At 39.1% G+C, this 18,083-nt stretch carries 15 protein-coding genes and 1 tRNA gene; 7 read left to right on the top strand and 9 right to left on the bottom strand.

All coding sequences use genetic code 11. The features are described from left to right. Entirely contained in the window at positions 1 to 303 is a 303-nt protein-coding gene (locus tag ACLCDV_RS19680; RefSeq protein ID WP_411972038.1) for a hypothetical protein, read from the top strand. A 9-nt stretch (positions 304 to 312) separates the two neighbouring features. Here the strand turns inward: ACLCDV_RS19680 and ACLCDV_RS19675 are convergent, their stop codons facing one another. After that, positions 313 to 2,352 carry a M13 family metallopeptidase gene (locus ACLCDV_RS19675; RefSeq protein WP_112375862.1) on the bottom strand — a complete coding sequence of 680 codons (2,040 nt, stop codon included), beginning with the start codon at positions 2,350 to 2,352 and terminating at the stop codon, positions 313 to 315. Between the two features lie 458 nt (positions 2,353 to 2,810). Between ACLCDV_RS19675 and ACLCDV_RS19670 the strand changes: the two genes are divergently transcribed. Together ACLCDV_RS19670 and ACLCDV_RS19665 are read left to right on the top strand one after the other, a co-directional pair. After that, positions 2,811 to 5,978: a SusC/RagA family TonB-linked outer membrane protein gene (locus ACLCDV_RS19670; protein WP_411972037.1), complete on the top strand. Its 3,168-nt coding sequence runs from the start codon at positions 2,811 to 2,813 to the stop codon at positions 5,976 to 5,978. A gap of 23 nt (positions 5,979 to 6,001) precedes the next feature. Continuing rightward, a complete protein-coding gene (locus ACLCDV_RS19665; protein WP_411972036.1) occupies positions 6,002 to 7,489 on the top strand; it encodes a SusD/RagB family nutrient-binding outer membrane lipoprotein in 1,488 nt (495 codons plus the stop codon). Between the two features lie 94 nt (positions 7,490 to 7,583). On the opposite strand, the gene ACLCDV_RS19660 is transcribed toward ACLCDV_RS19665, so the two are convergent. Both ACLCDV_RS19660 and folE read right to left on the bottom strand, forming a co-directional pair. After that, positions 7,584 to 8,591, bottom strand: a complete 1,008-nt coding sequence (locus ACLCDV_RS19660; protein WP_317664667.1) for a GTP-binding protein — start codon at positions 8,589 to 8,591, stop codon at positions 7,584 to 7,586. 66 nt (positions 8,592 to 8,657) lie between these two features. Then, entirely contained in the window at positions 8,658 to 9,329 is a 672-nt protein-coding gene (gene folE / locus ACLCDV_RS19655; protein ID WP_411972035.1) for a GTP cyclohydrolase I FolE, read from the bottom strand. 170 nt (positions 9,330 to 9,499) lie between these two features. Between folE and ACLCDV_RS19650 the strand changes: the two genes are divergently transcribed. Beyond that, entirely contained in the window at positions 9,500 to 9,991 is a 492-nt protein-coding gene (locus ACLCDV_RS19650; protein WP_411972034.1) for a hypothetical protein, read from the top strand. Between the two features lie 13 nt (positions 9,992 to 10,004). On the opposite strand, the gene ACLCDV_RS19645 is transcribed toward ACLCDV_RS19650, so the two are convergent. Then, complete coding sequence (locus tag ACLCDV_RS19645; protein ID WP_201669416.1) at positions 10,005 to 10,454, bottom strand: helix-turn-helix domain-containing protein; 450 nt, start codon at positions 10,452 to 10,454, stop codon at positions 10,005 to 10,007. Between the two features lie 75 nt (positions 10,455 to 10,529). Between ACLCDV_RS19645 and ACLCDV_RS19640 the strand changes: the two genes are divergently transcribed. After that, positions 10,530 to 11,222: a CPBP family intramembrane glutamic endopeptidase gene (locus tag ACLCDV_RS19640; protein ID WP_317664674.1), complete on the top strand. Its 693-nt coding sequence runs from the start codon at positions 10,530 to 10,532 to the stop codon at positions 11,220 to 11,222. Between the two features lie 143 nt (positions 11,223 to 11,365). Here ACLCDV_RS19640 and ACLCDV_RS19635 read toward each other — a convergent pair whose 3' ends face one another. Beyond that, positions 11,366 to 12,658 (bottom strand): TIGR00341 family protein, encoded by a 1,293-nt coding sequence (locus ACLCDV_RS19635; protein ID WP_411972033.1) that lies wholly within the window; start codon positions 12,656 to 12,658, stop codon positions 11,366 to 11,368. Positions 12,659 to 12,915: 257 nt separating this feature from the next. On the opposite strand from ACLCDV_RS19635, the gene ACLCDV_RS19630 reads away from it, so the two are divergent. Further along, complete coding sequence (locus ACLCDV_RS19630) at positions 12,916 to 13,884, top strand: ROK family protein (protein WP_088162509.1); 969 nt, start codon at positions 12,916 to 12,918, stop codon at positions 13,882 to 13,884. Between the two features lie 250 nt (positions 13,885 to 14,134). After that, a complete protein-coding gene (locus ACLCDV_RS19625; RefSeq protein ID WP_075993777.1) occupies positions 14,135 to 14,518 on the top strand; it encodes a hypothetical protein in 384 nt (127 codons plus the stop codon). Positions 14,519 to 14,583: 65 nt separating this feature from the next. Here ACLCDV_RS19625 and ACLCDV_RS19620 read toward each other — a convergent pair. The 4 genes from ACLCDV_RS19620 to ACLCDV_RS19605 all read right to left on the bottom strand — a co-directional run bounded on the left by ACLCDV_RS19620 (position 14,584) and on the right by ACLCDV_RS19605 (position 17,753). Next, a tRNA-Leu gene (locus ACLCDV_RS19620) sits at positions 14,584 to 14,665 on the bottom strand. Positions 14,666 to 14,859: 194 nt separating this feature from the next. Further along, the gene (locus tag ACLCDV_RS19615) at positions 14,860 to 15,918 is read right to left on the bottom strand and encodes a hypothetical protein (protein ID WP_411972032.1); all 1,059 of its coding nucleotides are present in this window, start codon (positions 15,916 to 15,918) and stop codon (positions 14,860 to 14,862) included. Between the two features lie 173 nt (positions 15,919 to 16,091). Next, a complete protein-coding gene (locus ACLCDV_RS19610) occupies positions 16,092 to 16,535 on the bottom strand; it encodes a hypothetical protein (RefSeq protein ID WP_411972031.1) in 444 nt (147 codons plus the stop codon). A gap of 162 nt (positions 16,536 to 16,697) precedes the next feature. Further along, entirely contained in the window at positions 16,698 to 17,753 is a 1,056-nt protein-coding gene (locus ACLCDV_RS19605; RefSeq protein WP_411972030.1) for a hypothetical protein, read from the bottom strand. Positions 17,754 to 18,083: the final 330 nt, after the last annotated feature.

Raw genomic sequence — 18,083 nt, 5'->3', positions numbered from 1 at the left:
TTGGCTTCGATATTTGGCTTCGTTGGTTGGTTGGTTGGTTGGTTGGTTGGTTGGTTGGTTGGTTGGTTGGTTGGTTGGTTGGTTGGTTGGTTGGTTGGTTGGTTGGTTGGTTGGTTGGTTGGTTGGTTGGTTGGTTGGTTGGTTGGTTGGTTGGTTGGTTGGTTGGTTGGTTGGTTGGTTGGTTGGTTGGTTGGTTGGTTGGTTGGTTGGTTGGTTGGTTGGTTGGTTGGTTGGTTCACAAAAGAAATAGAGACTGGGTTAAACAAAACTACAGGAGCTGCTTTGTTGAGACAGCTCCTGTAGTTTTGCTTATTACCAAATTTTGATTCTTTCTTCCGGTGACTTGTACAGTTTGTCTCCTTGTTTAACATCAAAAGCTTTGTAAAAAGCATCAACATTGATCAATGGACCAAAACTTCTAAAATATCCTGGAGAGTGTGGATCCGTTTTAACTTGGTTGACCATATATTTTTCACTGGATAGGGTTCTCCACACAGTTGCCCAGCTTAGGAAAAAACGTTGGTCTTGTGTGTATCCACTTATTTCACCTGGGTTTCCCTTATCTTTCAGATACATTTGAAGTGCGTCGTATGCAATGTTTACACCGCCTAAATCCGCGATATTTTCGCCGTTTGTAAATGTGCCGTTAACGAAAGTGCCCTTTACAGGTTCATATTTATCGTATTGAGCTGCGAGTGTTTTTGTTGCTTTTTCAAAATTGGCCTTATCTTCTGGTGTCCACCAGTCTACCAAGTTTCCGTCCGCATCAAATTGTGCACCTGAATCGTCAAATCCGTGGCTCATTTCGTGGCCAATTACGGCACCTATACCACCGAAATTGACAGCTGCGTCGGCTTGCGGGTTGAAAAATGGCGGTTGAAGAATAGCCGCCGGAAACACGATCTCATTGTTTACGGGATTGTAATAGGCATTTACTGTTTGTGGAGTCATTCCCCATTCTGATTTGTCTACAGCCTTGCCAATTTTAGCTAGATCCTTTTCATATCGCCATGTGGTGATATTTTGGAGGTTAGCATACAGATTCCCGCCTTTATTTTCAGATAGAATATTCAATTTGGAATAATCTTTCCATTTGTCCGGATAGGCAACTTTTACAGTGAATTTGTTTAATTTTTCAAGCGCTTTTCCTTTTGTAGCCGAAGACATCCAGCTCAAATCGTTGATATGGACTGCAAAACTTTTCTTTAAATAGTCGATCAATTCGACCATTTGTGCTTTAGCCTCAGCTGGAAAATATTTTTCGACATATAATTTTCCGAAAGCTTCGCCTAATGTAGAATTGATCAGTTCAAAACCTCTTTTATTTAACGCTCTTTGTTCTTGTTGACCTCTTAAATACTTACCATAAAAAGCAAATCGCATGTCTCCTAATTTTTCGCTTAAATAAGAGGCACTACCGTTGATCATATGGAATTTTAAGTAATCTTTAATAACAGGAAGGTTTTGTGCACTGACCAATTTATCGAAGTTCTTGTAATAACCTAATTCCCCAATGATTACTTTTTCTGTATTGACACCTACTTTTTTAAGGTACTCAGGTAGATTTACATTTTTAACCAAGGCGGTTAACTCTGCCATGGTCTGTGGATTGTACTGTAACGTATTATCACGGCTTTGTTCATTGGTCAAGTAGGTCTTCGCAATGCTTTTTTCGTAGTCAACGATTCCTTTTGCGGCAGCATCGGCATTTTTATAGCCTAATTCTGTTAACATGGAAGCTACATATTTTTGATATTCGGCAATGGCTTCGGTATTTTTTTCATTTTCTTTTTGATAATAATCTCTTCCTAGTCCTAATGAGGCATCTCCTAAGTAGACCGCGTTCATTTTTGAATCTTTTAAATCAGCGTAGACCCCCCAGCCATAGAAATTATTCTCACCTTCTTTCGTTACGGAAGTTAAATAATTCTGAAGATCTTTTAGGTTTTTAATCGCGTCGATTCTGTTTAAATTTCCCTGGATCGGTTTAATACCGTCTGCATTTCTTTTCTGTAAGTTCATGTAAGAAGCATACAGGTCCTGTATTTTTTTGCCCTCGCTTCCTTCAGGAAATTTATCTTTTAAAAGTGAGTTAAGAATTTTCATCGAATTGTTGTCCGTATCTTCTGCCAATTTATTGAAGCTTCCCCAAGTGGGTTTGTCGGAAGGAATTTTAGCCGTTTTCATCCAGGTTCCGCTTACGTAGTTGTAAAAGTCATCCTGTGGACGTACAGATTTGTCCATTAAGCTCAGATCAAGTCCTTTGTCGGGTCCTGTACCTGCTGTCTGTGCTTCCGCATGCTGTGTGTAGACTCCAGCCAAGAAAATTAGGGCAAGTGTTAATTTTTTCATTGTTGTTTTAATGTTGTATGATTTTCAATAATTCAATCTGGGAGTACGCACAAATTACGGATAAAATAGTTTATGTTATTTGCTCCGGGTAATTCGATTTGTATCAGCCATGTCAATAATAATTAGCTGTGATTTTTTTTAAGCTAAAAAAATCATTAACACAAATGACGGAAAATTCTAATTCAGCAACAAGTAAATTTGATCATTATCTGTCATTTTATTAAACTAACCGGGTAAAGTAGCATGTTATTCGTTTGCTAACGAATAACATGGATATACTTTTTAAAGTACATCCTTTGATGTGTCGGTGAACGCTCCGCTATCTGACTTAGCTAGATGTTATAGGACAAGAAGAAATACTAAACTTAATTGGAAATACTAAACTTAATATGAATTTAGTTTAGTATTAATAAACGATGTTTAATATTGCTTACATTTTCATCTATAAGTAAGCGATTATGTTCAAACTATCCTATTCAATTTCACCTAAAGTTACTGGCCTAACGTTGTCATTGGCCATGCTGGCTGTACAGGGGTTTAGCCAGACCCGATCGTTCCAGGGGAGACTGGTCGATTCATTGAGTCAAGGCGCTATTCATGGCGCAACAATTCGTAATTCTCATTTAGCTAAGCTTGTTTCATCGGATCATTCCGGTAAGTTTGTGATCGACGCACATATCGGTGATACGCTAAGAATTGGCTACATAGGGTATCTTCCCAAGGTTTTCATTGTTGGTAATCAACCTTCATCCGTTATTTCGCTTATACCGAACCAACAATCCCTCAATGAGGTGGTTGTAACTGCGCTTGGTATAAAAAAAGAAAAGCAGGCTATTGGCTATTCAGTGCAGGAAATAAAAGGCAAAGACATAGTTAAAGCTCGGGAGCCAAATGCTATTTCTGGTTTAGCTGGACGCGTGTCTGGCTTAACAATTACACCGAGTACAAACTTATTTGGAGACCCGGGTATCACGTTACGTGGTCGGAGCAATATTCTTATTGTGGTCGATGGCATGCCGATTAATACCGACTCATGGAATCTTAGCCCGGATGATATCGAATCCTATTCTGTTTTAAAAGGGGCAAATGCTGCGGCATTATATGGGAACAGAGGTCAAAATGGAGCGATTGTGATAACGACAAAACGAGCAAAATCACAGGATAAGGGTTTCCAGGTTGAATTTAACTCAAGTACACAATTGCAGACGGGGTATAATGCGATACCAAAAATTCAAACCGAATATGGCCCTGGTTCAAATTATCAATATGCTTTTAAAGATGGTCGTGGTGGTGGAATCAATGACAACGATTACAACATTTGGGGACCCCGATTTGAAGGACAGCTTATTCCGCAATATAACAGCCCGATAGATCCAAAAACAGGACAGCTTATTCCCTTACCTTGGGAGGCCAGAGGAAAAGATAATTTGAAGAAATTTCTTCAGAATGGTCTTTTGAGTACAAACAATATTGCTATATCGACCAAAAATGATCATGGTGATCTACGCTTATCTGCTTCTCAGATGTTTCAACGGGGAACTACGCCTAACACGAAATTGGGAAGCACCAATATAAATCTTACCGGAGGCATCAACGCTGGGAGTAAGCTCCGTTTCGATGCGAGTATAAACTACAATAAGCAGTATTCACCAAATTATCCAAATATTGCTTACGGACCAAATAGTCCTATTTACATTCTTACATTATGGGGAGCGGCAGATTATGATATTGATGATCTTCGCAACTATTGGCAGCCTGGGAAAGAAAATGTACAGCAGTACAATCGTGAATACACCATTTATGACAATCCTTGGATGACGGCTTATGAAAATTTGAGGACTTATGATAAGGATGATATCTACGGTTACGTGTCGGCTAATTACAAGTTTAATGATAAATTGTCATTAAATGCACGTACCAGTGCTAGTACCTGGAATAGGAATAGAACGATTAAAATTCCAATTTCTGCTAACCTATATAATTATAATATCGGTGGAAGCCGTGTTGGAGGTTATCAGGAAACCTATGATACTTTTTGGGAAAATAATACAGAAGTTTCCTTAAAATACCAAAATCGTATCGCCGAGGACCTAGGCTTCTCAGGCTCAGTATTTGGTAATTTAAGAACCGTCAGTGTCAAATCGCTGTTTGCACGTACAGATCGTGGATTAACTGTGCCCGGTGTTTATGACTTAAGTAATTCGATCATGCCCACGGTGTCTACTAACGATCGCGCCCTGCGTCAGGTTGGAAGCGTTTATGGATTCATGGATGTAGACTATAAAAGTATGTTATTCTTAAATCTAACGGGGCGATTTGATAAATCTTCGACTATGCCGGTAAAGAATAACACCTACTTCTACCCATCGGCTTCACTAAGCGCTGTGATTTCACAGATGGTCACTTTGCCCAAGGTTATTTCCGCATTAAAAATCCGTGGGGCATATGCTAACGTTGCGAGTGATTTCGTCAATGAATCGGCCCAGTACGATATTTATAAACTTTTGCCGGCATACAGTAACTATGGACGTTGGGCCAATGCAATGACCGGCGTAACATATACTGATGTATTACCTAACCCGGATCTTGTGGCAGAGCGTGTGAAAACGGCGGAAATAGGTTTGGAAACTCGTTTATTTAACAACCGTCTGGGTTTCGATTTTGCTTTTTTTAGAAACCTGGAAGGTCCCAGGATTATCGAATTGGCTACGTCGGTTACTTCAGGTGTAAGAGCGAGACAAACCAATGGGTTGACTTTATTGCGTAAAGGTATCGAGCTGAGTATTGATGGGACTTTGATTCAACAGAAAGATTTTAGCTGGAATGTAATGGTCAATGCATCAACAAATCATGCCTGGCTACATGACATCGATGGGCATCAAACGCGTTCGGGGAATGTTCGTGTTGGTGAACGATGGGACGGATATTACGTGAATGATTTTCAGCGTGATGAAAAAGGAATGCCAATTGTGGGTACAAACGGTTTACCAGCTTACAATCCTTATGTGAGCAGAATAGGTTATAGCGATAATAAATTTACGGCCAGTATCAGCAATAGTTTCCGATACCGTGATTTCAGTTTTAGTTTTCTTGTCGATGGCCGCTTTGGCGGTTTAATAAAAAATGTGCAGGATGCCAAACAGTGGGGATCGGGAACACATCCCGAATCAGCAAATGAATATCGTCTAAAGGACTGGGAAAATAGGGATGTCAAAGATTATAAAGGAACTGTCATGACCAATGGGTTAAAAATAGTCAAGGGGCAGCTCAATACAGATCAGGATGGTAAGGTAATCTCCGATACAAGAGAATTTGCCCCAAATGACATTGCTGTGTTGTGGCAAAATTGGGCCACTAATTACTATCAGTCGGGACCAATTACGGCCAAAAGCCGAACCTTTGTCAAATTACGGGAGATCGTCTTCAGTTATAATGTACCTGCCAACTTGTTGAAAAATTCCAGATTCTTCCGCAGTGCAAGTGTTTCAGTCGTTGGTAGGAATTTGCTGTATTTCACTGGAAAAGGTACCCAAAATATGGATTTGGACCAATTCACCAGTGCTAGCTCAGACTACCAGACACCATCAGTAAAGAGCTTTGGTCTAAATCTTAACGCAACCTTCTAAAAACTTAGTCAAAATTTTTAAAAATGAAGTACTTTAAATCCACTCTCATTCTTCTCCTGTTCGGGTGCTCTTTCAGTTCCTGTAAAAAGATAACGGATCTACAAAAAGACCCTGCGGCTGTATATAATCCTGCTCCAAAACTTTTGTTTACGGGAATACTCATGCGTTCTTATGATGCGCCATGGAGTGAAGATCATCGACATAATCAGTATATGACACAAAATGAAGCCTATTATGCGGGGCAGCCTTATGGATGGACTACAGGCTCTTTTGAAACGCCCTATGGTATATTGCGTGATGTGTACCGTATGGAAATCGAAGCTGCAAAAACTCCTGAATTGAGTGCTGCTTATATGACCATGGCCAAATTTTTCAAGGCTTATTTCTTTGCCCGAACGACTGAAATGTTTGGTGATATTCCATTGGCAGAGGCTCTGCAGGGTGAATCGGCTGGCAATTTTGCCCCCAAATACAATACCCAGTTGGAGGTATACCAGCAAGTGCTTAGCTGGCTTGAGGAGGCGAATAATGAACTGGCAAATCTCAAAGAAAAAGGCAATATATTAGATGGCGATTTCTTTTACAATGGCAAGCCTGAGCAGTGGCAGAAACTGGTCAATTCATTTAAGCTACGTGTTTTAATTAGCCTCAGCAAACGTGCCGATGATAGTCCCGCATTGCGGGTGAAGGAACGCTTTGCTGAAGTTTTAGCGAATCCAACCAAATACCCGCTGATTCTTGAAAATCGGGATAATTTTCAACTCCTTTACAATAATATTAACACCTATCCGCTGTGGCCAACAGACGGTGTGATTATAAAAAAGGATGTGCGAAACACATTGGGAGCAACCTACCTGAATATTTTAAAGACTTTACAGGATCCAAGATTGTTGATTCAGGCACTGCCGGCTTCGGCGATGTCTTCTGATCCTACGCGCCCTTTCGACGCATACAATGGCGGGAAAACAGGCGACCTACAGAGTACCTTGCTAAAACAAGCGGCGGATGGACAGCTATCTATGATCAATTTCGATTATTGGCTCGCTTCGCCGTCTGGGGTTCCATCTATTCAACTTGGTGCCTTCGAGGTCCAATTTGCTCTGGCAGAAGGTATCAATCGCGGTTGGGCTAGCGGAGATGCTGCGGTAAGATTTCAGTTGGGGATAAGTCAGTCGATGCTGTTCTATGGAGTTTCTCAAGACAAGATCAATTTGTTCTTACAGGCAAATCCTTACAAAGGGAACAATGCGGAAGGGTTAAAGCAGATCTTAACACAAAAGTATGTGGCATTTTTTGAAAACTCAGGAAAACAGGCATTTTTTGAGCAGCGCCGGACAGGAGTACCAGTTTTTGATATAGGACCTTCGAATGCCAATAATAACCAGATACCGAAACGGTGGGCATACCCTAAGACCGAATACAGTACCAACGAAACTTACTTGAAAGAAGCTTTGCAACGTCAGTTTAATGGATCAGATACCCAAAATGACATTATTTGGCTTATTAAATAAAATACAAAGTAAGCGTAATTAGTCATGGAAAGAGCTCTCGGACACAAATCCGAGAGCTCTTTTTACGTAGACAATCGTTTCTATAAATCGTTTATTACTTCTCTTTGATGGTCAACATACGTATCAGGAGATCTTGTATGAAGAGACTATCAAGCTCTTTTCCAATAAATACCAGTGTATTCATTTTTCTTTCATCCTTTTTCCAATGGTTACCGTAGTCCATATCGACACGTGAACCGACGGTCTGTATAATGATTTTTTTGTTTTCATCTTTTTTATAACCAATTCCCTTCATTCGGTAAATTTTGTTTGGATACTTGCCGACGAGTTTGCTCAAACCGAGAAATAGGTTTACGAAATTAAATTCTTCAGCAAAAGTATAGACGCGCGTTGCAATATCGCTCAGATGTTGTTTTGCCAGACTTGATTTGCCAAGTATCAGTGAACTGCTTAGATTAACGTTCTTCAGAAAAGAAAAAGCTTCTGTTTTTTTTGTGTACTTTATTTCCGCGATTATTTCAAAAGGAAACCCCTCCGTTACTGTTGATTGGAGAGTTTTCGCAAGTGGGTTTACATGTGCTAAGTAGTTGCTTAAATAGCTCAAATATGCTGAATGTACCGCTTCGGTTTTGTTGATGATAATGACGTCGGCGGCCGTGATTTGCCGTAATACTTCATCCCTTTCCTTGATCTGATCTTCAATAAGTGCAGCATCAACCAAGCATATAATTTTTTTCAATGGGAAGTAATTCTTAAACATTGGATGCCTTGTAAAAGGTTCTGTTATAGCATCGGGTATAGCAAGACCTGTACATTCAATAACGAGCTCATCAAAGCTGTCCTTTTTTTGATAGAGCGATTCGAGTGCGGTGTAAAGTTCATCGTTCAGCGTACAACAGAGACATCCCTCTTGGAGTGCTACGAGTTGTTCATAATTTTCATTGAGCAAGGAGCTATCTATATTTAGTTGTCCTATCTCATTTTCAATGATAGCAAAGCGTTTTTTCGGATAGGATTTCATTAGCGCATTTAGAAAAGTCGTCTTTCCTGCACCTAAAAAGCCAGTTAAAATGGTTACTGGGCGAGCATGGGCTGTATTCATTTGCGATGATTATACATTTAATCTGCTTTTGGTATCTCCCGAACGAAAGTCGGGGAAAGGCAGACCTTATTTCAATAAATTGAAAAATTCGTTTCGTTTACTTTCTGATAAGAATATACCGCTGTATTCCAGTGTTGTTGTACTGCTGCTGGTATCTTTGACACCCCTTGCGGAAACACACAGATGATCTGCATCAATCACAACAATGATATCATCTGTTGCTAAGGTAGATCTGAGTTCATTGTAAATCTGTAAAGTAAGGCGTTCTTGCACCTGTGGTCGATGCGCATAATAGTCTACAATACGGTTTATTTTTGACAGCCCTATTACGCGGTCTTTGGGGATATAGCCTATATGTGCCCGTCCCACAATTGGTAAAAAATGATGTTCACAGGCTGAATTTACCCGTATGTATTTTTCTATCAATAGCTTATTGTAGCCATAGCGATTTTCGAAGGTGGACAGCTTGGGCTTGTTAACTGGGTTAAGGCCATAGAACAATTCGTTGATATACATTTTTGCTACACGATGGGGCGTTCCGCTCAGACTGTCATCTTGAAGGTCGAGGCCAAGCTCATACATAATGTCCTTAAAAAGTTGAGATATCTTGCTGATTTTTTCTTCGTCTGTTCGATCAAATGCATCAGGTCGCAGGGGAGTATCCATTGAAGTCATCATGTGGTGGTCTCCTAAATCTTCCGGATTGGATGCTGCATCTTTTTTTAATGATGTGTTCATAAACTAATTTTTATCAAATCGTACTGAATTTACCTCTTGTTTAGTGTCAAATGGAGTTGCCATTTCATAGCGCTATTTGTGTTATAAATATAGTTAAAAAAAGTGGTAAATGCAATACAGTTGCTTTTGTGTTGTTTGACTATATTTGATAGATTAATATTTAATGCGTTATGTTTAAGCAATTTATTCTAGTCTTTTTGTGCGTTGTCGTAGGGAGTAAAACTAGTCCGGTCTTTTCTCAAGGGGTAACGGAATCACAACATTTGGTCGATCATAAGCCTATGATGAATGAGGTTTGGAAAACTTTTGACACCATGCTCTATAAAGTGAGCAAGGTTAATGGCAAGACGGTTTACACCCCTTATTTTCCGAGTAAGCTTGCGAAACTGGATGGAACAAGGGTCGAGTTGCAAGGCTATATGGTACCGTTAAGGGCCGGCCTTCGCCATAATAGGTTCCTTTTGTCAGTCTTGCCAGTGCAGCAATGTATGTTTTGTGGCCAAAATGGTATTCCACCGATGGTGGAGGTTACGCTGAGCGACAACAATAAAGTGTGGTTAAAAGAGAATCCTGTTATTGTAAAAGGCTATGTCAAATTAAATGAGAAAGATCGGAGCAGGGTTGAAATCTTTATAAGAGATGCAGCTCTTCTAAAACAGTAGGGATTATCAAAAGCTAACGACTACGCCAGGTCCACCAAAGAATGATTCCATAGATAAACACAGCGGCCGCGAGCAATAAAAATAGCTCGAAACTTGTCTCCGGAAAATTCGTCGATTGCGAAAGAAAAGCAGATACTAATAAAATGCCCAGTAGGCCAGCGGTTATGCTCACAATGAATTTCTGAGCTTTGTTTAACGCGGGGTTTGTTTGGTGTGCTACTTTCTTCTCGAGGATCTCATGTACAGGTTCGGTTTCCTTCAATAGTGCAATATCGAGATCAAGCTGCACTGCCATTAAATTGAGGGTATAAGCCCTTGGTAGAACTTCAGCTTTTTCGATGCGTTGCACAGACCGAAGATTCAGTTTGACAAGATCAGCAAGTTGCTGTTGGGAATATCCTTTACTGATACGGGCATTTTTGATCAAAAGCGCTATTTTCTCTTTGCTGGATTTATTGGTCATTTTATGACATTTTGCGGCGTATTCAAATGTCGTGAAATTAAATGATTTAAGGCTATAGCTTTGTGTAAAAAAATCATGATCGCTATTGCTCTTGAATTGGTCGTCTCCCAGTTTTTGCTGGGTTATTTTTGCAAGCGGAACCTCCAGGTTCTGGGGTTTTCCTCAAAGGTCGGATCTTTCCTCTTTTGTCTGTTTGGTCCCATAATATACGTTACTGCGCTCTATTTGAGTATTGCTTATTTAGTTGGAAATCCGTATCAACTAAATCCGAATTATACGGTATCTGATTTTTTTGGCAGTCTTTATTATGTATCAAAAGCCGTAGTATTTGAGGAATTGATCTTTAGGGGAGCCGTATTATATATTCTAATGAGACGCTATGGTCATGGGAAAGCTGCATTGATCACGGCGCTGGCTTTTGGCATTTATCACTGGTTTTCGTACGGTATCGTGGGGCAGGTTTTTAAGATGCTGGAAGTCCTTGTATCGACCGGTATAGTGGGGTATTTATTCGCGCGGATTTATATTAAAACCAGTAAAATAGTGTATCCGATCGTTTTGCATTTTGGTTATAATTTTGCAACGATGATTCTTTTTTCGAAAGAAAAAAATATCGGTCTGCAGCTCCTGATAAAAACGTATGCAGTAGATCCTGTCAAACCCGAGGGGATTTTGCCTTTGCTCGTTCTCGTTAGTTATTATATCGGTTTTCCGCTGTTGTGCTGCATTTTTCTTAAACAACTAAAAGCTGCAGATAATTTGTCCTGACTATCGGCTCGCATCCTATGGTTTGCTGATCAAGCTCTCTATTTGGATGTGAGTATTTCGCTATTCGTTCTTTGCTGATGGAACATAGCGCTTACGCTTGTTTAAACCGACGGATCGTCGGCATAGAACGAGCTGACTCAAGTCTATTTACATATAATTTCCACACTATCTTTCGGGAAATGATTTTGTAGCCATTGTTGTAGCTTTTCCTGTTGTGTTTGAGGTAGCGGAGTTTTGGTAGAATAAATAAATGCGACAAGGTTGGCTAAGCTATCCTTTTTGCTGTAATGTTGTTGTATACCAATGCTATAGGAGCTTAGCTCGGGAAACAATACCAAGATATCCCGATCGAGCTGTGGATTGGCCAATTGGTATTTGGTAAGTTCATTATTGAGCGCTCTTATGGTAAGGTCTTTTTCACTTACAGCAGCGGTACGCTTATCGATTTCGCTAAGAATACTCGATTTTAGGTCTAAACTGTCCTGATGAATAACCAGCGAGGTATTGGTAATCCCAAATGTTTCCATGCTTTGTTGTAGAGACTCAACTTCTTTTTTGCTGAATTTTTTTGATAAGAAAGCCAGTTCTAATTTCTTTGGATTGCCATTCATCTCCAGTTTTTCATAAATAACCGTATAACCTTTATTGCTCAATTCCTGTTGAACGAACTGATTTACTTTGTTTGTGTATTTTTTTTCTTGCAGTAGATTGTAGGCAAAATATACGCTCGGCAATACAAGTATAATTGTGATGATGGTAATACTTTGCGTAATTCTTTTTTCCCGTTGTTGATCGACATAATGTGTTTTGGGGTACCGTAAATATTTGACAATCACAAAGGTAGAAATGCAGATAAAAACACAGTTTATTATATAGAGGAATAATGCGCCGGCGAAAAAGCTGAAATTGCCTATTGCGAGTCCATAGCCCGCGGTACAGAGCGGAGGCATCAGGGCTGTTGCAATTGCTACTCCAGGAATTGGATTGCCCTTATCCACTCTTGTAATGGCAATGACTCCGACCAGACCACCGAAGATTGCAATCATGACATCGTAAATATTGGGTGATGTGCGTGCTAGTAACTCAGATTGTGCCTCTTTGAAGGGGCTTAAAAGAAAATAGATAAACGACACGACTAAGCTGATCAATGTGGCGATCAGTAGATTTTTTAGCGATTTTTTTAATAACGGAAAGTCAAAAGTCCCTAAGGCAAATCCAGCTCCTACTATTGGCCCCATTAACGGAGATATCAGCATGGCTCCTATAATGACGGCAGTAGAATTTACGTTCAATCCAACAGACGCCACTACAATCGCGCAGGCAAGAATCCAGGCATTAGCTCCGCGAAAAGAAATATTACTGACAACATTTTCCAGAACAGCTTCCTTTTTTTCTTCACCTTGGTGTAGATCAAAAAATCGTAATATTTTATTCATAAATTTATTGTTGTGCTAAAAAATATAAATATAGGGCCTAAACTATTCTTAACGTGCTAAAACTATGCCGCCTTTGGTAATTTGGTTTGCCTAGGCGATAAAATAAAGTAGCGATGCCGGATGGATCCAACTTTGTTCGGATTGCTTGTGATCATAAATAGCGTTCCCTACAGATATAAAATGGCAAGAAGATTTTGTCGACTGCTCATAAAATATTATCTTTTAGTAATTTTAGAACTAAGAAACAAGAAATAGAAATGTCGTTAATAGATTTATCAAGACGCGTAGCGTTGGGAATAGATATCGGAGGGACCAATACGAAATTTGGGGTGGTCAATCATCGCGGTGAAGTACTTGAAAAGGGAAGCATAAAAACAGATGATTATGAGACAGTAGAGGAGTTTATCGATGCGTTGTATGAAAAAGCATCTCCTTTAATTGAAAATTTTGGCGGTAAAGATAGCTTTGATGGAATTGGCGTTGGTGCTCCGGATGCGAATTATTATACTGGAACCATAGACCATGCGCCCAATCTTCCTTGGAAGGGTGTCATTCGATTCAGTGACTTAATGACCGCAAAGTTTAATATCCCCTGTACCATAACCAACGATGCTAATGCTGCAGCCTATGGTGAAATGCTTTTTGGTGCAGCGCGGGGAATGAAAGATTTTATTATGATTACCCTAGGGACAGGTGTCGGCAGCGGTATCGTCGCCGGCGGAAAGCTTATCTATGGTCATGACGGATTTGCTGGAGAATTAGGTCATACCATTGTTAAACCTGGAGGGAGGAAGCATTGGAGCACAGGTTCTGAAGGAAGTTTAGAAGCCTATGCGTCAGCGACAGGAATAACGATCACGGCAAAGAAAATGAGAGCTGAGTTTCCTGAGTCGATGCTAAATCAGTATCCAGAAGATGCTATAAATTCGAAGACTGTTCATGAATGTGCCTTGAAAGGGGATGCAATTGCCATCGAAGTATTTAGATATACGGGGCAGAAGCTGGGTGAAGCCTTGGCCAATTTTGTGATGTTTTCATCTCCTGAAGCAATTCTCCTATTTGGTGGGGTAATTAAAGCAGGTGATTTTATCTTAAAACCTGCGAAGCTGCATATGGAAAGAAATCTTTTTCCTTTGTTTAGGAATAAAGTGAAACTTGTCTTTAGTGAATTGGAAGAAGCTGATGCTGCTATTCTTGGCGCAAGTGCATTGGTTTGGGAAAAATAAACTATTAATTTGTTCTCAAGATGCTAACACAATTTATTAGGGATACCGTTTGTATCTTGAGAACAGTTTTTTTTAAGTTGTTAATTTATAAATTTGTAAGGTCTTTCTGTTAGGGTAAATCCAATACGCTGCCCAGAATTGGCAAAGAAATAACCGACTATTTCATACCTAAGGAAAGCTGTTGTTATTTTTCGTGTATCTAAAGGCATAGTCTTTGCTGATGAATTCTTTTAAACTTAAAACTATTTGTATGAAAAAGACCGTTTTTCTTCTTTTGTTGCTATGCACAGCCTTATTCTCAAAAGCCGACCAACTACAGGCCCTAACACAAAAACAAGCGGAAACCGCAGTAGCATATCTTAAGAAAGAGCCCATTGTTATTTTGTGGTGTAGCTGCTGCGACAATCAAACGCCAAAAAAGATTACTGTAAACGAAGTATTTTACAAGCAATATCCTGACGGGAAATATTATTCTGTTATCGTAAAAGGTAGAGACGAAAGCGGAGTGGAAGTGGAAGAATATGTAGATTTAGCGTATGTATTTGTGAAAAAAGGGAAAAAAGCCAAAAGTCTAGGCAAGGTTTTAAAATTTGAATGTGATCCTTGTACAAAACCATTTGACTGGTCGGTTTAAATCGTGTAGTTAAGAACTAATTTCTAAAAGAAACTCCCGAACTTATGAGCTCGGGAGTTTTTTTGTGCGGAAGAAGGGACTCGAACCCCCACGCCTTGCGGCGCCAGATCCTAAGTCTGGTGCGGCTACCAATTACGCCACTTCCGCATTAGGATTTCTTATGATGTCGCAAATATATAAACCAAAGTGATATCTTGCAAGTCGATAAGCTAGATTCCTTCTTTTAAATACGGATCATCCTGTTTATGAATGGAATATTTTTCATTAGGATACTTGTCTCTTTGATCACATGATCTACAGACGGCCTGTTTACCCGATTTTTCGATGAAATGCTTGCTGTCCTAATCAAGTTTTGTTAAGGCCTTTGAATTTCGCAACAAAAATACATATTGAAAAAAATCAGTTGTATGAGTCTTCTCAGCGGGTATGATATTCTCGCCAAAAAGCCGTGATTTTACAGTTATTAAATTTTGGGAAGTAGCATAGGGTGAATGTGCAGCATTGAGTTTAAACAATGATATACTATTTGGTCGACTTAATTCTTTTAGATCCTGAATGCCTTTCACGAGCATAAGTGGGCCATCTGCATTTACCCAATCTACTTTTTCATCTGCAGGGGTTGGAAATTGAGGATTCTTTGGGAGATACATTTCACTAGCAATGGTATAACTAACAAAGCTAGATACCTTATATCCTTTATTTTTCAGGCGTGCAGCAAAAGGATCGTTGGTTGCATCCTTTCCTTTTTGTAAAACATGAAAGAAACCAAATAGCCCATATAGTTTTTTACCTTTAATATGGTGTTCTTTCATATAATTTTCCAAATTTAATAGCATAGCTGAATCCCTGGATACGTCAGACTTATCTGCTGTAAAGCTTTTATCTAGGCCAATAACAGTGATTTTTGCCGTATCAGCAAGGTTGCGGTTATAATCATAAATTTCACCCCATTTTTGATATAACTCTAAACTAGACTGTTGCGGAATACGTTTGCGAATAGAGCTAACCACATCTTTCAGTAGGGCGTTATCTTTTAGGGGCTTGGATAAAAAGCTGTTTAGTTTATTGGCATTTGTACTATCCATCTCAGCAATGTAATATTTAACACCGAGTTTTTTGTTCAAAAAGAATAGCAGCTCTTTGTCCAACTTTTGATTGTCTGCGTAGCCATGAATTTCCCCAAGTAAAAAAATATCCGAATCATAAAAGCTATTGTCGAATAGAGAATCTACAATACTATCCTTCATTTCCGTTTTATGGAGTTTGAGATACGCTATATTTTCCGCATTGGTATTTCCTATAAATATCCGATTGGAAATGAAAAAATAGAGGAATAATAGCCCAATAATGGCCAGTATAGCAAAAAATGTGATCTTAATAAATTTAAAAAACTTTTTCATAAATGAGGTTTTGGCAAAGGTATTATTTTTCAAGGAATGAACCAATAAGTATCCATGCGTATAATTAAAATATATGTATTGGTATTTTTAAGAATTGAGTCATTCTTCAATAGAATTGGGTCATTCTTCAATGACTATTGCCATAGGACGATTGCTAGCAAACTGCTAAGGGCTTATTTTACAGTTTTTTGTACGATAACAGAGATTTTGTAGTTACCCCGTAGCGTTTGTGTCCCTTGTTCCTTGTTCGGATAAGGGGCGATATCTTGTAATGAAATGATATATCCGTTGGTATTGGCAGTTCTTTGATAGCCTCTATCCTGTAAATCTATTGTAGCGAGCTTTATAATCGTGGGTTCGGTTGCTTTTTCTGCGATCTCAATTTCTGCTACCGCAACTCCAGACCAAATACAGTTGACGCCTTCAGGGCAACGGCTATCTTCTGAAATACCTTTAAATTTGATCTTGATCGGATATTCTCGCAATGATATACTTTGTCCCTCAGCTAAGGATACACTTTCTGTCTCTTTTCTATTTGCAATACTTTCCTTTTGAGTTGCACAACTTGCCAGTGAGCAAATTCCCAGTCCAATAATAATCGTTTTATAATTCATCATCTTTGCCGAAATAAAACTAGTGTATATGTTATCCAGTTATTACTACCAAAATTAAGCCATATTTAAGAGGTCCCGCTCGTAATAATCGCCGTTTATGCCACTGTTTGTAACTCTTATTGGTGCTAAAATCCTATTTGAATCATTGCTGTGGCTTTTGAGCGATTATTGCTGTGATCCATTTTCATGATGATATGATTTTTCAGGTTCGTCACAGCTCGTAAAGAATAAGCTGGTCTCAGCTAGTTTTGATTTATCGAATCTTTCATCTTGAAGAAAGGACAGACCCTGCCGGATGTACTTATTTAAATACCGATCGTCTTGCTCAGGATTTCCCGCAAAAAATGCTTCATTGTCTGATGCAAACTTGCTGATATATCTTTTGGTGACAGGATCTAAAATGTACTGTTCGAGGTCAGGGTAAAATATTGTGTAATGTGCATTGCTAAATATTTCTGTGGGGTCGGTATAGTTTGACTGATCATAATCCTTCTTCATGGCTAATATTTCGTTCCAATGCTCTTGATTTGAACCGTCTTGATTTTCTCTTAAAAAACCTTTTTCTCCACCATAATTGGAAAGCCTGATCGCTAATTTATTACCTTCAGCTAAATATAGATAAGCACTAAAATTTTGACGCGCACGTTGGGGTTTGTTATAAGCAGCTATAAAATCATTGAATTTTCCTGCATTGGTATACTGAAAGACTTGATAAGTGCTATCATCTTCCATATACTGACTTTGTACAATAAACTTAAGCGATTGAACCGGTTTGGATTCCTGATGAACAAAAGGGGGGCTGAAACAGTTTGCCTTGTCATTGAAAACCCGATGTGTGCTGTCATTATCAAATTGTACATAAGTTTTCCCGCCTTCAAAACCTGCCAAATTGAAACGAGTACTGTCTTTGAAGTTGGCATTGTAACGCCCATACAGTTGAAATAAAGGGGCTTCATCCGGATAGAAAAGCAGGTAATCTTTTTCAAAAATATAGGACCCAAAAACAGATGTAGCATAACCATATAACAGAAATTTGCCATCTTCAAAAAGACAAATTCCGCTATTATCACCATACTGTCCACTGATTGTCTTTGCCTTATCTTTTCCGCTTGGAAAGTAGTGCGTGATTTGCTGTGCTTTACCATTTGTCACCATAAGGATAAGACTAATTAAGCCTAGAATTTTTTTAATAAATGACCTGCTTTTACTGTCTTTTCGCATATCTTTTGTTGTTTATCAAATTTAAACCATTCCAACATTGGTTCAATGGTGGTATTTACAATCCGTGCAGGCATTTTACGATTCGCCGAAATCTAGTAAGGGTGCAAAAAGGCGAGCCATCGGTTTATTTGGCTAAATTAGCGGCCCTATACGTTACGTTTTCTATTTAAATTTACATTTTTTCCACCTATTAGAACAAATTATACCCCCACTTGTCCCGCTAATTCGAATAGCTTTGATCTTGTCTAATGAACAGTTAACCCGTTTTGAATGTTCATGGAAATTTATGAAGATTTAATAGCCAATAAAGATAAATAAATGTCAACACTA

The organism is Sphingobacterium sp. Lzh-3 (assembly GCF_046764375.1).
GTDB lineage: Bacteria > Bacteroidota > Bacteroidia > Sphingobacteriales > Sphingobacteriaceae > Sphingobacterium.
The sequence above is the reverse complement of the archived record's forward strand: the minus strand, read 5'-3'. Positions and strand labels throughout refer to the sequence as shown.

Excerpts from the sequence above, each read along its gene's own strand:
- ACLCDV_RS19670 (WP_411972037.1), top strand. The coding sequence starts at position 2,811 with ATGTTCAAACTATCCTATTCAATTTCACCTAAAGTTACTGGCCTAACG.
- ACLCDV_RS19615 (WP_411972032.1), bottom strand. The coding sequence starts at position 15,918 with ATGAAAAAGTTTTTTAAATTTATTAAGATCACATTTTTTGCTATACTG.
- ACLCDV_RS19650 (WP_411972034.1), top strand. The coding sequence starts at position 9,500 with ATGTTTAAGCAATTTATTCTAGTCTTTTTGTGCGTTGTCGTAGGGAGT.
- ACLCDV_RS19660 (WP_317664667.1), bottom strand. The coding sequence starts at position 8,591 with ATGAATACAGCCCATGCTCGCCCAGTAACCATTTTAACTGGCTTTTTA.
- ACLCDV_RS19610 (WP_411972031.1), bottom strand. The coding sequence starts at position 16,535 with ATGATGAATTATAAAACGATTATTATTGGACTGGGAATTTGCTCACTG.
- ACLCDV_RS19640 (WP_317664674.1), top strand. The coding sequence starts at position 10,530 with ATGATCGCTATTGCTCTTGAATTGGTCGTCTCCCAGTTTTTGCTGGGT.
- ACLCDV_RS19630 (WP_088162509.1), top strand. The coding sequence starts at position 12,916 with ATGTCGTTAATAGATTTATCAAGACGCGTAGCGTTGGGAATAGATATC.
- ACLCDV_RS19665 (WP_411972036.1), top strand. The coding sequence starts at position 6,002 with ATGAAGTACTTTAAATCCACTCTCATTCTTCTCCTGTTCGGGTGCTCT.
- ACLCDV_RS19675 (WP_112375862.1), bottom strand. The coding sequence starts at position 2,352 with ATGAAAAAATTAACACTTGCCCTAATTTTCTTGGCTGGAGTCTACACA.
- folE (WP_411972035.1), bottom strand. The coding sequence starts at position 9,329 with ATGAACACATCATTAAAAAAAGATGCAGCATCCAATCCGGAAGATTTA.
- ACLCDV_RS19645 (WP_201669416.1), bottom strand. The coding sequence starts at position 10,454 with ATGACCAATAAATCCAGCAAAGAGAAAATAGCGCTTTTGATCAAAAAT.
- ACLCDV_RS19635 (WP_411972033.1), bottom strand. The coding sequence starts at position 12,658 with ATGAATAAAATATTACGATTTTTTGATCTACACCAAGGTGAAGAAAAA.
- ACLCDV_RS19605 (WP_411972030.1), bottom strand. The coding sequence starts at position 17,753 with ATGCGAAAAGACAGTAAAAGCAGGTCATTTATTAAAAAAATTCTAGGC.
- ACLCDV_RS19625 (WP_075993777.1), top strand. The coding sequence starts at position 14,135 with ATGAAAAAGACCGTTTTTCTTCTTTTGTTGCTATGCACAGCCTTATTC.